The sequence below is a fragment of the Kitasatospora sp. NEAU-CNBT7 genome (assembly GCF_057220535.1).
On sequence record NZ_JBXQQB010000048.1, the window covers coordinates 3,455 to 16,670 of the forward strand.

13 protein-coding genes are annotated in these 13,216 nt (G+C 73.4%); 6 read left to right on the top strand and 7 right to left on the bottom strand.

From position 1 onward, the window contains the following. Positions 1–236: 236 nt before the first annotated feature. From AC2TEW_RS35255 to moaA, 3 genes are all read left to right on the top strand, one after another. A complete protein-coding gene (locus AC2TEW_RS35255) occupies positions 237–605 on the top strand; it encodes a DUF485 domain-containing protein (RefSeq protein WP_484627337.1) in 369 nt (122 codons plus the stop codon). Next, a complete protein-coding gene (locus AC2TEW_RS35260; protein WP_484627338.1) occupies positions 602–2,221 on the top strand; it encodes a monocarboxylic acid transporter in 1,620 nt (539 codons plus the stop codon). The genes AC2TEW_RS35255 and AC2TEW_RS35260 overlap by 4 nt, the downstream gene beginning before the upstream one ends. A gap of 96 nt (positions 2,222–2,317) precedes the next feature. Further along, complete coding sequence (moaA, locus tag AC2TEW_RS35265; protein ID WP_484627339.1) at positions 2,318–3,307, top strand: GTP 3',8-cyclase MoaA; 990 nt, start codon at positions 2,318–2,320, stop codon at positions 3,305–3,307. Between the two features lie 26 nt (positions 3,308–3,333). On the opposite strand, the gene AC2TEW_RS35270 is transcribed toward moaA, so the two are convergent. From AC2TEW_RS35270 to AC2TEW_RS35295, 6 genes are all read right to left on the bottom strand, one after another. Continuing rightward, positions 3,334–3,579 (bottom strand): hypothetical protein, encoded by a 246-nt coding sequence (locus AC2TEW_RS35270; RefSeq protein WP_484627340.1) that lies wholly within the window; start codon positions 3,577–3,579, stop codon positions 3,334–3,336. Between the two features lie 324 nt (positions 3,580–3,903). Next, complete coding sequence (locus AC2TEW_RS35275; RefSeq protein WP_484627341.1) at positions 3,904–4,254, bottom strand: DUF3099 domain-containing protein; 351 nt, start codon at positions 4,252–4,254, stop codon at positions 3,904–3,906. A gap of 142 nt (positions 4,255–4,396) precedes the next feature. Next, a complete protein-coding gene (locus tag AC2TEW_RS35280; RefSeq protein WP_484627342.1) occupies positions 4,397–4,945 on the bottom strand; it encodes an RNA 2'-phosphotransferase in 549 nt (182 codons plus the stop codon). Between the two features lie 32 nt (positions 4,946–4,977). Then, positions 4,978–6,384, bottom strand: coding sequence for a metallopeptidase TldD-related protein (locus tag AC2TEW_RS35285; RefSeq protein WP_484627343.1), 1,407 nt, complete (start codon positions 6,382–6,384; stop codon positions 4,978–4,980). After that, positions 6,384–7,937 (bottom strand): TldD/PmbA family protein, encoded by a 1,554-nt coding sequence (locus AC2TEW_RS35290; protein ID WP_484627344.1) that lies wholly within the window; start codon positions 7,935–7,937, stop codon positions 6,384–6,386. Before AC2TEW_RS35290 ends, AC2TEW_RS35285 begins: the two co-directional genes overlap by 1 nt. A 154-nt stretch (positions 7,938–8,091) precedes the next feature. Further along, positions 8,092–9,243 carry an MBL fold metallo-hydrolase gene (locus tag AC2TEW_RS35295; protein WP_484627345.1) on the bottom strand — a complete coding sequence of 384 codons (1,152 nt, stop codon included), beginning with the start codon at positions 9,241–9,243 and terminating at the stop codon, positions 8,092–8,094. 269 nt (positions 9,244–9,512) lie between these two features. Here AC2TEW_RS35295 and fabG point away from each other — a divergent pair, with 269 nt between their 5' ends. Together fabG and fabI are read left to right on the top strand one after the other, a co-directional pair. Continuing rightward, a complete protein-coding gene (gene fabG, locus AC2TEW_RS35300; RefSeq protein ID WP_484627360.1) occupies positions 9,513–10,232 on the top strand; it encodes a 3-oxoacyl-[acyl-carrier-protein] reductase in 720 nt (239 codons plus the stop codon). Between the two features lie 5 nt (positions 10,233–10,237). After that, positions 10,238–11,005, top strand: a complete 768-nt coding sequence (fabI, locus tag AC2TEW_RS35305) for an enoyl-ACP reductase FabI (protein ID WP_484627346.1) — start codon at positions 10,238–10,240, stop codon at positions 11,003–11,005. Positions 11,006–11,116: 111 nt separating this feature from the next. On the opposite strand, the gene AC2TEW_RS35310 is transcribed toward fabI, so the two are convergent. After that, positions 11,117–11,785 (bottom strand): FadR/GntR family transcriptional regulator, encoded by a 669-nt coding sequence (locus tag AC2TEW_RS35310; protein ID WP_484627347.1) that lies wholly within the window; start codon positions 11,783–11,785, stop codon positions 11,117–11,119. Positions 11,786–11,869: 84 nt separating this feature from the next. Here AC2TEW_RS35310 and AC2TEW_RS35315 point away from each other — a divergent pair, with 84 nt between their 5' ends. Then, positions 11,870–13,186, top strand: a complete 1,317-nt coding sequence (locus tag AC2TEW_RS35315) for a CynX/NimT family MFS transporter (RefSeq protein ID WP_484627348.1) — start codon at positions 11,870–11,872, stop codon at positions 13,184–13,186. Positions 13,187–13,216 lie beyond the last annotated feature (30 nt).

A 13,216-nucleotide genomic window follows, 5' to 3' on the forward strand; every position in this document is an offset into this window, starting at 1 on the left:
TTTTCGTCCCCCCCCCTCACTCGACTTGTTTTTGGCGCGCCTCCCCCCGGCCGGTTTCCCCCCCGCCGCCGTGTGCGGCGGTTTTCGGCCAATTGAGGTGTACACGCGTGCTATCCCCGCGCGGAGTCTGGCCGCGCTCCGGCGGCGGACCTAGCATGCAGCGGCACGCGCGACTGTGACGCCCCTCACGTCCGATCGTTCCACCTGTGCACCCGCCGACCCCAGGAGGACACCGAGTGGACAACCCGTCGACCGCCCGTCCCGCCCCGCCCGACCGGCCCACCGCGATCGACCGCAGCGAGGAGTTCCGGCACCTGCGCCGCTCCTTCCGCGGCTTCGCGTTCCCCGTCACCGCCGGCTTCATCCTCTGGTACCTGCTGTACGTGCTGCTGTCCTGCTACGCCCCGGACTTCATGGGCACCAGGCTGTTCGGCCACGTCAACACCGCCCTCGTGCTCGGCCTGCTGCAGTTCGTCTCCACCTTCGCCATCGCCGCCCGGTACGCCCGCTACGCCGGCTCCCGGCTCGACCCCGCGGCGGCCGGGATCCGCGCCCGGGCGGCCGAGGCCGATGCCCGCACCCCCGAGGACGAGGTGGCCGGATGACCACGACCCTGCTGGCCGCCGGCTCCGCCACCGAGCACCGCGGCCTGACCATGACGCTGTTCGGCGTCTTCGTGCTGGCCACCCTCGGCATCACCGTCTGGGCCGGCCGGCAGACCAAGGACGCCTCCGACTTCTACGCCGGCGGCCGCGGCTTCTCGGGCTTCCAGAACGGCCTGGCGATCTCCGGCGACTACATGTCGGCCGCGTCCTTCCTCGGCATCGCCGGCGCCATCGCCCTGTTCGGCTACGACGGCTTCCTCTACTCGGTGGGCTTCCTGGTCGCCTGGCTGGTCGCCCTGCTGCTGGTCGCCGAACCGCTGCGCAACTCCGGCCGCTACACCATGGCCGACGTCCTGGCCTTCCGGATGCGCCAGCGCCCGGTGCGGACCGCGGCCGGCATCTCCACCATCGTGGTGTCGATCTTCTACCTGCTGGCCCAGATGGTCGGCGCCGGCTCCCTGGTGGCGCTGCTGCTCGGCGTCAGCGGGGACGCCGCCAAGCGCTGGACGGTGGTCGCGGTCGGCGCGCTGATGGTGGTCTACGTGGTGATCGGCGGGATGAAGGGCACCACCTGGGTGCAGATCGTCAAGGCGGTGCTGCTGATCGCCGGGACCGCGCTGATGACGGTGCTGGTCCTCGCCAAGTACCACTTCAACCCCTCCGCGCTGCTGGGCGCCGCCGCCGACGCCAGCGGCAAGGGCGCGTCCTTCCTCGAACCCGGCCTGAAGTACGGCGCGAGCGACACCAGCAAGCTGGACTTCCTCAGCCTGGGCCTCGCCCTGGTCCTCGGCACCGCGGGGCTGCCGCACATCCTGGTCCGCTTCTACACCGTGCCCACCGCCAAGGCCGCCCGGAAGTCGGTGCTCTGGGCGATCGGCATCATCGGCGGCTTCTACCTGATGACGCTGGCGCTCGGCTTCGGCGCCGCCGCGCTGGTCGGACCCGGCGTGATCAAGAAGTCCAACGCCGCCGGCAACACCGCCGCCCCGCTGCTCGCCGAGCACCTCGGCGGCGGCGCCGGCACCACCGGCGGGGCGGTCCTGCTCGCGGTGATCTCCGCGGTGGCCTTCGCCACCATCCTCGCCGTGGTCGCCGGGCTCACCCTGGCCTCCTCGGCCTCCTTCGCCCATGACCTGTACGCCAACGTGATCCGCCGCGGCCGGGCGAGCGAACGCGAGGAGATCGGCTCCGCCAAGCTGGCCGCCGTCGCGATCGGCGCGGTCGCCATCGTGCTGTCGATCTTCGCCGACAAGCTGAACACCGCGGCCCTGGTCGCGCTGGCCTTCGCGGTGGCCGCCTCGGCCAACCTGCCGACGCTGCTCTACTCGCTGTTCTGGAAGCGCTTCAACACCGCGGGCGCGGTCAGCTCGGTCTACGCCGGCCTGGTCACCTCGGTCCTGCTGGTGGTCTTCTCCACCGTGGTCTCCGGCAAGCCGACCTCGCTGTTCCCGCACAGCGACTTCCACTGGTTCCCGCTGGAGAACCCCGGGCTGGTCTCCATCCCGGTCGGCTTCCTGGCCGGGCTGATCGGCACCCTGCTCTCCCGTGAACGCGCCGACCCGGCGAAGTACGCTGAACTGGAGGTCCGCTCGCTGACCGGACTGGGTGCGCACTGAAACCGTAAGAACCGCTCCGCGCCCCTGCGGCTAAGCTGGCCCGGTCCGCCCCACCCGGCGGCCGGGCCGGCCGTGCGCTGTGGGAAGGGAGCCCCCATGCTGTTGGACACCTACGGCCGTCAGGCCGTGGACCTGCGGGTCTCCCTCACCGACCGGTGCAACCTGCGGTGCACCTACTGCATGCCCGAGGAGGGCCTGCAGTGGCTGGCCAAGCCGGAGCTGCTCACCGACGAGGAGATCGTCCGGCTGGTCTCGATCGCGGTCCGCGACCTCGGCGTGCGCGAGGTCCGCTTCACCGGCGGCGAGCCGATGCTGCGCCCCGGACTGGTCGCCATCGTGGAGGCCTGCGCGGCGCTGACCCCCCGGCCGGAACTCTCCGTGACCACCAACGGCATCGGCCTGGCCCGGACCGCCACCGCCCTGCGGCAGGCCGGACTCGACCGGGTCAACGTCTCGCTGGACACCCTCGACCCGGACACCTTCCACACCCTGACCCGCCGCCACCGCCACCAGGACGTGCTGGCGGGCCTGGCCGCCGCCGAGCGCGCCGGGCTGACCCCGGTCAAGCTCAACGCCGTCCTGATGCGCGGCGTCAACGACCACGAGGCCGCCGACCTGCTCGGCTGGTGCCTGGAGCGCGGGTACGAGCTGCGCTTCATCGAGCAGATGCCGCTGGACGCCCAGCACGGCTGGGACCGCTCCCGGATGATCACCGCCGAGGAGATCCTGGACCGGCTGCGGGAGCGCTTCACGCTCACCCCCGAGCCGTCGGCGGCCCGCGGCGCTGCGCCCGCCGAGCGCTGGCTGGTCGACGGCGGCCCGGGCCGGGTCGGCGTGATCGCCTCGGTGACCCGGCCGTTCTGCCGGGCCTGCGACCGGACCCGGCTCACCGCCGACGGCCAGATCCGCAACTGCCTGTTCGCCACCGAGGAGACCGACCTGCGGGCCGCGCTGCGGGGCGGCGCCGACGATGCCGCGATCGGCGAGCTGTGGCGTACCGCGATGTGGGGCAAGAAGGCCGGCGCCGGCATCGACGACCCCGAGTTCCTCCAGCCCGACCGGCCGATGTCGGCGATCGGCGGCTGACCGCCGAGGCCCGTCCCGCGGGCCGCTCAGCCCTCGAAACCGTCGAGCGGGACGACCTCCTTGAGGAAGCCGCGCACGCCCAGGAACTGGGACAGGTGCTCGCGGTGCTCCTCGCAGGCCAGCCAGGTCTTCCGGCGGTCCGGGGTGTGCAGCTTGGGGTTGTTCCACACCAGCACCCAGACGGCGGCCTCCCGGCAGCCCTTGCCCGAGCAGACCGGCGGGCCCTCGGGGCCGTCAGCCGAGCCGAAGAGACCGAGCGAGGGGGTGTCCATGGTGATGCCGTCCCGGGTGCCGCTGGCGTGGATGTCTGCGGCCAGTCTCGCACCTGCGCCGGCGGCTACGACCGCCGGGCCCGCCCGGATCCGGGCATGACGACGCCGGGCAGCCACGGGGGGAGCTGCCCGGCGTCGGTCTGTCGCTCCGACGGGGGATGCGGAGCGCCTACGCAGTATGGCACGGTCCGAGGCCCCCGTGGGGGCCTCTTTCATGATTAATCTGAGGTTGCTCTGAGCTTTCTGCCGGTCAATCGTCCATAAACCAGGACAGATCGGGGTGAGTTCCGGCGTTTTCCTCAGCGGATTTCCGTCGTCCGCAGCTCAGTCCGCCGGACGGCCCTCGGCTCCCCGGCCGCCTCCGCCGCTGCCCCCGGGACCGAGCATCAGCGGCACCTCGGGCGGCACCGCGAAGGTGCTCGGCAGACCGGGCGCCCGCTCCCGCCCGGCGTTGGCGATCAGCACCGCGAAGTACGGCAGCAGCACCCCGCCGACCAGCGCCACGTACGCCACGTACCGCTGCACGTCCCACATGACCACGGCCAGCACCACGCAGGCCGTGCGGACCAGCATCGAGATCACGTAGCGCCGCTGACGCCCCCGGACGTCCTCGGAGAGGCTGGTCCGTGCCCCGGTGATCCGGAAGACCTGCCCGTCGTCCTGGCTCTTGCCCATGTGTACCGCCCTCGTCCCGTCTCCGCCGCCCGGCCCGGCCGCGGCCTCTTCACGGTACGCCGCCGGACGGCGGTGCAGGAGAGCGGGTGCGCGGGCGGGTCCCGGCGCGGCGGGACGGGAGCGGCCGGGGCGGGCCCCCGGGTCAGCCGGTGCGGGTGAGGTACCGCGGCGGCACCGCGTCGGTCAGCCAGACGCCGTTGGCGCTGACCCGGAAGACGTGGCCCGCCGCGGACATCGCCGCCGCGTCCACCACCAGCACCACCGGACGGCCGTGCCGGGCACCCACCCGCACGGCCGTGTCGGTGTCCGCGGAGAGGTGGACGTCCTGCCGGCTCATCGGGCGCAGGCCCTCGGCCAGGATCAGGCCCACCGTCGCCGAGCCGGTGCCGTGGTAGAGCACCGCGGGCGGCTCGGCGGGCGGCAGACCCAGGTCCACCTCGACGGTGTGGCCCTGGCTGGCCCGGATCGACCGGCCGTCCTCGGAGAAGGCGAACCGGCGCTTGTTGTTGGTCGCCACCACGTGGTCCAGCTGCGCCCGGCTGATCCGCCGCCCGCTGCGGGCCAGGCCCGCCAGCAGCTCGTCCACCGGGACCCAGCCCGCCGCGTCCAGCCTGATCCCGACCGACGCCGGGTCGTGCCGCAGCACGCGCGACAGCGTCTTGGACACCCGGACCGTCTGCTTCTCGTCCACCTTCTCCGTGTTCCCTCCTGGCTGGGCCCCCGTCAGGAGGCCTGACTGACCGAGCTCATGTTGAAGTCCGGCACCCGGACCGGCGGCATCGCGGCCCTGGTGAACCAGTCGCTCCACTCGCGGGGCAGGCAGCGCTCGGTGCGGCCCGCCTCGGTGATCCGGCCGAGCAGGTCGACCGGGGACTCGTTGAACCGGAAGTTGTTCACCGCGCCGGCCACCTCGCCGTTCTCGACCAGGTACACGCCGTCCCGGGTGAGGCCGGTGAGCAGCAGGGTGGCCGGGTCTACCTCGCGGATGTACCAGAGGCAGGTGAGCAGCAGCCCGCGCTCGGTGCGGGCGACCATCTCCTCCAGGGTGGGCGCGCCGGCCTGGTCGGCGGTCTCCAGCACCAGGTTGTCGACCGACGGCGTCACCGGCAGGCCGGTCAGCGCGGCCGAGTGCCGGGTGGTGGAGAGGTTGGCCAGTTCGCCGTCGCGGATCCAGTCGGTGGCGGTCAGCGGCAGGCCGTTGTCGAAGACCGACGAGTTGTCGCCGGAGGAGTGCGCCAGCACGAACGGCGCGGCCGCCAGGCCCGGTTCGGCCGGGTCGGAGCGCAGCGTCAGCGGCAGGCCGCTGAGCCGGTCGCCGACCCGGGTGCCGCCGCCGGGCCGGCTGAACACCGAGCGGCCCTCGGCGGCGTCCCGGCCGCCCGCCGACCAGGTCAGGTAGACCATCAGGTCGGCGACGGCGGAGGGCGGCAGCAGGGTCTCGTACCGGCCGGCCGGCAGGTCGATCCGCTTGCGGCGGCCCCAGCCGAGCCGGGTGCTGAGCGAGCCGTGCAGGGCGGCCAGGTCGACGTCGGTGAAGTCGGCGGTGGCCGCGCCGCCCCAGGCGGAGCCGGTCAGGTCGGCGGTCTTGGCGTTGAGCTCGACCGAGCCGGTGGGCTGCTCGTGCCTCAGCCGCAGACCGGTGGAACTGCCCAGGTAGCTGGTGGTCAGCTCGTGCCGGGCGAAGCCGTACAGCAGTTCGCCGCCCGAGCGGGCCCGGGCGAAGGCCTCGCCGAGGGCGGGCGCGAAGGCGGCGAAGACCTCGGCGGAGGTCTCGGCCGGGGCGTCGGTGAAGCCGGCCGACACCGGCAGGCCGGACAGCAGCGGCCGGGCGTCCTCGGCCGGGCCGGCGTCCCGGGCGGCCGCCTCGGCGGCCCGGACCAGGTCCTCCAGCTCGCCGCGGGTGACGGCCTCCCGGGAGACCACGCCGGAGGCGGTGCCCTCGGCGCCGTCCACGGTGGCGATCACGGTGAGCCGCCGGCCCCGGGTGACGCCGTTTGTGGTCAGGCCGTTGCCCGCCCAGCGGAGGTTGGCGGTCGACTCCTCGTCGGCGATCACCACGCAGCCGTCGGTGCGGGACAGCTCCAGGGCGCGTTCGACCAGCTCGTGCGGCCGGGGTGTGGTGTCGGACATCAGTGACCCGCCTCCTGCTGGGTGTTGAGCACGTTGACGTTGCGGAAGAGCGCGGACGGACAGCCGTGGCTGACCGCCGCGATCTGGCCCGGCTGGGCCTTGCCGCAGTTGAAGGCGCCGCCGAGGACGTAGGTCTGCGGGCCGCCGACGGCGCTCATCGAGCCCCAGAAGTCGGTGGTGGTGGCCTGGTACGCGAAGTCCTTGACCTGACCGGCCAGCCGGCCGTTCCTGATCGCGTAGGCGCGCTGGCCGGTGAACTGGAAGTTGTAGCGCTGCATGTCGATCGACCAGGACCGGTCGCCGACGATGTACAGGCCCTTCTCCACGCCCTCGAACAGGCCCTCGGTGTCCGGGCCGCCCTCGACCGGCTGGAGCGAGACGTTGGCCATCCGCTGCACCGGCACGTGGCCGGGGGAGTCGGCGAACGCGCAGCCGTTGGAGCGGCCGAGGCCCTTGAGCTTCGCCATCCGGCGGTCCAGCTGGTAGCCGACCAGGACGCCGTCCTTGACCAGGTCCCAGGACTGCGTGGCGACGCCCTCGTCGTCGTAGCCGATGGTGGACAGGCCGTGCTCGGCGGTGCGGTCACCGGTGACGTGCATCAGCTCGGAGCCGTACTTCAGCGAGCCCAGCTTGTCGAAGGTGGCGAAGGAGGTGCCCGCGTAGGCGGCCTCGTAGCCGAGCGCCCGGTCCAGCTCGGTGGCGTGGCCGATCGACTCGTGGATGGTCAGCCACAGGTTGGACGGGTCGATCACCAGGTCGTAGCGGCCGGCCTCGACGCTGGGGGCCTTCATCTTCTCGGCCAGCAGCCCGGGCAGTTCGGCGAGTTCCTGGTCCCAGTCCCAGCCCTTGCCCTGGAGGTACTCCCAGCCGCGGCCGGCCGGCGGGGCGATGGTGCTCATCGAGTCGAAGGCGCCGGTGCGCTCGTCGACCGAGGTGGCCTCCAGCGAGGGGTGCAGCCGGATCCGCTGCTGGGTGGTGACGGTGCCCGCGGTGTCCGCGTAGAACTTGTTCTCCTGCACGGTCAGCAGCGAGGCCATCACGTGCGAGACGCCGTCGGCGCCCAGCAGGCGGCTGCTCCAGTCCGCCAGCAGCGCGCTCTTCTCGGCGTCCGGGACGTCGAACGGGTTGACCTCGTAGGAGGAGACCCAGGTGGCGTCGGTGTACACCGGCTCGGCCGCCAGCTCGACCAGGTCCTCGGAGCCCGCGGCCCGGCTGATCCCGCCGGACAGCCGCGCCACCGCCACCGCCTGCTCGGCGACCCGGGCCGCCGCCGAGGTGGTCAGGTCCACCCCGGCCGCGAAGCCCCACGCGCCGTCCAGCAGCACCCGGACCGCGAAGCCCAGCTGCACGGTGTCGGAGCTGCCGGACGGGCGGGCGTCGCGCAGCCGCCAGGAGGCGCTGCGCACCCGTTCCAGGCGGAAGTCGGCGTGCGAGACGCCGAGTTCACGCGCCCGGGTGAGCGCCGCGTCGGCGAGGGTGCGCAGCGGGTACGCGAGGAACAGCGGGTCGACGGCACGGCTGTGCGGCGTGCCGGCGCTGGAGGTGGGCGGCATCGGGCTCCCTGGGTCGGGGGGTCGGCGGCGGGCACCCCGCGGACCGCAGGGGAACCCGCATCGCATCATTTCCCGTCCAGCCGGTTGTGGCCAGGGAATTTCGGGCCGCGGCGGGTCGGCCGCGCCGGTCCGACCCGCCGTCACCGGTCCGCCGTCAGATGACCGTCTCCCACCAGCCGTCCAGCTCCGGCGGGTTGTCCACGTCGACCCGCTGGCCGGGTCGCGGCACCACCAGCGGGACGGCCTGGGCCTTGGCCTCCGCCAGCAGCCGCTCGATCGGCTCGGCCCACGGGTGCAGGCCCAGGTTGAAGGTGCACCAGTGCACCGGGATCAGCAGCTCGGCCCGCAGGTCCAGGTGGGCCCGGACGGCGTCCTCGGGCGTCATGTGGATGTCGGGCCACGCCACGTCGTACGCGCCGATCTGGACCAGCGCGGCATCGAACGGGCCGTGCTGCTCGCCGATCCGGGCGTAGCCCTCGAAGTAGCCGGAGTCGCCGGTGTAGTAGACCTTCCGGGTCGGACCGGCTATCACCCAGGAACCCCAGAGCGTGGTGTTGCGGGTGGTGCCGCGGCCGGAGAAGTGGTGCGCCGAGGTGAGGGTGAGGGTCAGCTCGCCGAGGGTGCAGGTCTCGTCCCAGTCCAGCTCGATGATCCGGTGCTCGGGCACGCCCCAGCGGCGCAGGTGGCCGCCGATGCCGAGCGGCACCGCGAAGGGCGCGGACTGCAGCTCGACCAGCTGCTTGACGGTCGCCATGTCGAGGTGGTCGTAGTGGTCGTGGGAGATCAGCACCGCGTCCACCGGCGGCAGCTCGGCCAGCGCGACGGGCACCGGGTGCAGCCGCTTCGGGCCGACCTGGTGGACGGGGGAGCAGCGGTCGGACCAGATCGGGTCGATCAGCACCCGCGCGCCCTCGACCTCGACCAGCGCGGAGGCGTGCCCGTACCAGACCACCTCGACGCCCTCGGCGGCCGGGCGGGCGGCGCCGCCGGCGGCCCGCTCCAGCGGCACCGGCAGGCTGGGGCGGCGGGCCGCCCGGTCGTCCAGCAGCATCCGGCGGAAGGTGTCGCCGTCGGGGCGGCCCGGCTCCTGCTGCGCCAGCGCGCTCGGGGCGTTGTGGAACACCCCGTCGCGGAACTGCGGCGAGTTGCGGACCCGGGCGTCCTTGCTGCCGTCCGGCCGGCGGCCGAACGCGGCCGGCAGGTCGCGCAGCGACCAGGCGGCGGCGCCGGCCGCGGTGGCCAGCGCGGTCAGGGCCAGCAGGCGGGCACCTCGGCCGCTGCCGCTGTTACGGGGGTGGTTGCTCATCCGCGTTCCGCTTCCCTTGTGTGGGTTCTCCGGCCGCCGGGCCGGCTGCTCGCCGGGCCTCGTGGGGTGCGAGGCCCAGTGGGCAACGGGTGTGACCGGTCCATGGTTCCCCCTCGGGGGCCTCCTGGGCCAGGTCGGACCGTACGTATTGTCGGGAAGCGACAGATACCGCGAGGCGTACCTGTCGGAGCCGTATGGGCCCGACCTTCGGCCGGACCGATACCGTCACAGTGCGTACGCATGCAGGTCAACCAGGAGAGAGGTGGATGGTGAGCCGCTCGGTTCTCGTCACCGGAGGCAACCGGGGCATCGGCCTCGCGATTGCCCAGGCCTTCGCCGAGGCCGGCGACAAGGTCGCGATCACCAGCCGCTCGGGCGAGGTCCCGGAGCAGCTGGCCAAGTTCGACGTGCTCGCGGTCCGCTGCGACATCACCGACGCCGCGCAGGTCGATGCGGCGTTCACCGAGGTCGAGGCCGCGCACGGACCGGTCGAGGTGCTGGTCGCCAACGCCGGCATCACCAAGGACACGCTGCTGCTGCGGATGACCGAGGACGACTTCACCTCGGTCCTGGACACCAACCTCACCGGGACCTTCCGGGTGGTCAAGCGGGCGTCGGCGAAGATGTTGCGGGCCCGCAAGGGCCGGGTCGTGCTGATCTCCTCGGTGGTCGGTCTGACCGGCTCGCCCGGGCAGGTCAACTACGCAGCGTCCAAGTCCGGCCTGGTCGGGTTCGCCCGGTCGCTGGCGCGCGAGCTCGGCTCGCGCAACATCACCGTCAACGTGGTCGCCCCGGGTTTCGTGGACACCGACATGACCGCCGTGCTCACCGACGAGCGCCGCGCGGAGATCGTCGCGGGCGTGCCGCTGGGCCGCTACGCGGCGCCCGCCGAGATCGCCTCGGCCGTGCGCTTCCTCGCCTCGGACGAGGCCGCATACATCACCGGAGCCGTCGTTCCCGTCGACGGCGGATTGGGCATGGGTCACTGACCGACATGAGCGGAATCCTTGCAGGCAAGCGGATCCTCATCACCGGTGTGCTGATGGAGTCCTCCATCGCCTTCCACACCGCCAAGCTGGCCCAGGAGCAGGGCGCCGAGGTCATCCTGACCGCCTTCCCCCGCCCCAGCCTGACCGAGCGCATCGCCAAGAAGCTCCCCGCCCCGGCCAAGGTGCTGGAGCTGGACGTGTCCAGCGAGGAGCAGCTGGCGGGCATCGCCGACCAGGTGCGCGAGCACCTGCCGACCCTGGACGGCATCGTCCACTCGATCGGCTTCGCCCCGCAGGACGCGCTGGGCGGCAACTTCCTGAACACCCCGTGGGAGTCGGTCGCGACCGCGATGCACGTCTCGGCGTTCTCGCTGAAGTCGCTGACCATGGCGCTGCTCCCGCTGATGCAGGACGGCGGCTCGGTGGTCGGCCTGACCTTTGACGCGCAGTTCGCCTGGCCGAAGTACGACTGGATGGGCCCGGCCAAGGCCGCGCTGGAGGCCACCTCCCGCTACCTGGCCCGTGACCTGGGGTCGCGGAACATCCGCTGCAACCTGGTCTCGGCCGGTCCGATCGGCTCGATGGCCGCCAAGTCCATCCCGGGCTTCGGCGAGCTGGCCGACACCTGGAACCACCGGTCCCCGCTGAAGTGGGACCTGAACGACCCGGAGCCGGCCGGCCGCGGTGTGGTCGCGCTGCTCTCGGACTGGTTCCCGAAGACCACCGGCGAGATCGTCCACGTCGACGGCGGTCTGCACGCGATCGGCGCCTGACGCCCTTCGTCCCGCCCCGCGCACCACTGCCCGGCCCGCTCCTCGGAGCGGGCCGGGCAGTGTGCTGTGGCGGGCGGGTGCGCGGCGGGCGCCTGCGCGGCGGGCGGCGGGTCAGCCGTCCTGCCCGCAGCCGATGGCCCGGCCGGCCTCGGCGGAGGCGACCTGGGCGTCCATCGCCCGGATGCCGTCGATGATGCCCCGGTGGTCCAGGAAGCGGTCCGGCGTGAGCTCGGGGCCGACGTCGCGGCGCAGGTGGGCGCGGGTGACCTCGCCGAGGTCGGCGTAGACGGCGGCCAGCACGTCGTTGTGTGCCGCGGCCACCACGGCCTGGTGGAAGGCGGCGTCCGCCTGGACGAAGTGCTCCGGGTCGCCGGCGTGCCAGGCGGCGTCCCGGCGGGTCAGCGTCGACTCCAGCAGCTCGAGGTCCCGGTCGGTGCGGCGCAGCGCGGCCAGCCCGGCGGCGGCGGTCTCCAGGGTCGCCCGCAACTCGGCGACCTGGGCGCCGTCGGCGTCGGCGAAGCGGCGGTGCATCACCCCGGCCAGCTCGCTGGTGGCCAGCACGTAGGTGCCGGAGCCCTGCCGGATGTCGAGCAGCCCGTTGTGCGCGAGGGCCCGCACGGCCTCGCGGACGGTGTTGCGGGCCACCCCGAGCTGTTCGACCAGCTCCGCCTCGGTGGGGATGCGCGAGCCGACCGGCCACTCGCCCGAGGTGATCTGGGCGCGCAGCTGCGCGATCACCTGATCGGAGAGCGGTGCGCGCCGCGTGGTCGACAGGGCCATGGGTCAGGGCTCCTTGCTGCTGTGGTGAGGGTCTCCAGGATACCGGCGTGCATTAATTCATCCCATGATTCTATGATGGCCGCTATGGCGACCGCAGCAGACACCACCACGACCGAGGGGCCCGGGTCCCGGGCACCGCAGCCCGCACCCGCCGGGCCCGCACCCGCCGAGGCCACCGCCGCCGCGACCACGCCCGCCGGCACCCGCTCCCGCCACCTCACCTGGCTGCTGGCGGCCGCCATCGTGGCCGCGGCGCTCAACCTGCGCCCGGTGGTCACCAGCCTCGGCCCGCTGCTCGACCAGGTCCGCTCCGGCCTCGGGATGAGCGCCACGGTGGCCGGGCTGCTCACCGCCGTCCCCTCGCTCTGCTTCGCCGCCTTCGGCATCGCCGCGCCCGCGCTGGCCCGCCGGACCGGCCCGATCGCGGTGGTGGCCGGCGGCATGGGCGCCATCACCCTGGGCCTGCTGGCCCGCGCGTTCACCGGCTCGACCGCGCTGTTCCTGCTGCTCACCGCCGTGGCGCTGGCCGGGGTCGCGGTCTCCAACGTGCTGCTGCCGGTGGTCATCAAGCGGTACTTCCCGGACCGGGTCGGCCCGATGATCGGCCTCTACTCGATGGCGCTGTCGGTCGGCACCTCGGCCGCCGCGGCGGCCACCGTCCCGCTGACCTCCGCGCTCGGCGGCAGCTGGCGGCTCGGCCTCGGCGTCTGGGGCCTGCTCGCCGCCGCCGCGCTGGCGCTGTGGGCGGTGACGGCGTTCGCGCGCCGCGACCGCGGCGAGGCCGGCCCGGCCCGTCCGGGCGCCGCCAAGCTGCCCATCCTGCGCAGCCGCACCGCCTGGGCGCTGGCGGTCTTCTTCGGCCTGCAGTCCACCAGCGCGTACGCCGCGATGGGCTGGCTGCCCAAGATCTACCAGGACGCCGGGGTCTCCGAGTCCAGCTCCGGGGTGCTGCTGGCGATCGTGATGGCGATCAGTGTGCCGGCCTCCTTCGTGCTGCCGAACCTCGCGGTGCGCCGCGGCGACCAGCGGATCTTCGTGGTGGTGCTGGCCCTGTGCGGGATCGCCGGCTACACCGGACTGGCGCTGGCCGCCGGTACCGCGTCCTGGCTGTGGGCCTGCCTGGTGGGCCTGTCGATGTGCGCCTTCCCGCTGGCCCTGACCATGATCGGCCTGCGCGCCCGCACCCCGGGCGGGGTCGGCCAGCTGTCGGCCTTCGCCCAGAGCGTCGGCTACCTGATCTCGATCCCCGGCCCGATCCTGATCGGCAGCCTCTACCAGTGGACCGGCGGCTGGTACCTGCCGCTGGGCTTCCTCGCGGTCCTGCTGGTCCCGCAGATGGCGGTCGGCCTGCGGGCCGCCAGGGCCCGGCACATCGAGGACGAGGCGCTGCCCGCGGCCTGAGCCGCCCCCGGGCGGGCGGCCCCGTAAGGG

Excerpts from the sequence above, each read along its gene's own strand:
- AC2TEW_RS35275 (WP_484627341.1), bottom strand. The coding sequence starts at position 4,254 with ATGGGCAAGAGCCAGGACGACGGGCAGGTCTTCCGGATCACCGGGGCA.
- moaA (WP_484627339.1), top strand. The coding sequence starts at position 2,318 with ATGCTGTTGGACACCTACGGCCGTCAGGCCGTGGACCTGCGGGTCTCC.
- AC2TEW_RS35260 (WP_484627338.1), top strand. The coding sequence starts at position 602 with ATGACCACGACCCTGCTGGCCGCCGGCTCCGCCACCGAGCACCGCGGC.
- AC2TEW_RS35270 (WP_484627340.1), bottom strand. The coding sequence starts at position 3,579 with ATGGACACCCCCTCGCTCGGTCTCTTCGGCTCGGCTGACGGCCCCGAG.
- AC2TEW_RS35285 (WP_484627343.1), bottom strand. The coding sequence starts at position 6,384 with ATGTCCGACACCACACCCCGGCCGCACGAGCTGGTCGAACGCGCCCTG.
- AC2TEW_RS35295 (WP_484627345.1), bottom strand. The coding sequence starts at position 9,243 with ATGAGCAACCACCCCCGTAACAGCGGCAGCGGCCGAGGTGCCCGCCTG.
- fabI (WP_484627346.1), top strand. The coding sequence starts at position 10,238 with ATGAGCGGAATCCTTGCAGGCAAGCGGATCCTCATCACCGGTGTGCTG.
- AC2TEW_RS35310 (WP_484627347.1), bottom strand. The coding sequence starts at position 11,785 with ATGGCCCTGTCGACCACGCGGCGCGCACCGCTCTCCGATCAGGTGATC.
- AC2TEW_RS35315 (WP_484627348.1), top strand. The coding sequence starts at position 11,870 with ATGGCGACCGCAGCAGACACCACCACGACCGAGGGGCCCGGGTCCCGG.
- AC2TEW_RS35290 (WP_484627344.1), bottom strand. The coding sequence starts at position 7,937 with ATGCCGCCCACCTCCAGCGCCGGCACGCCGCACAGCCGTGCCGTCGAC.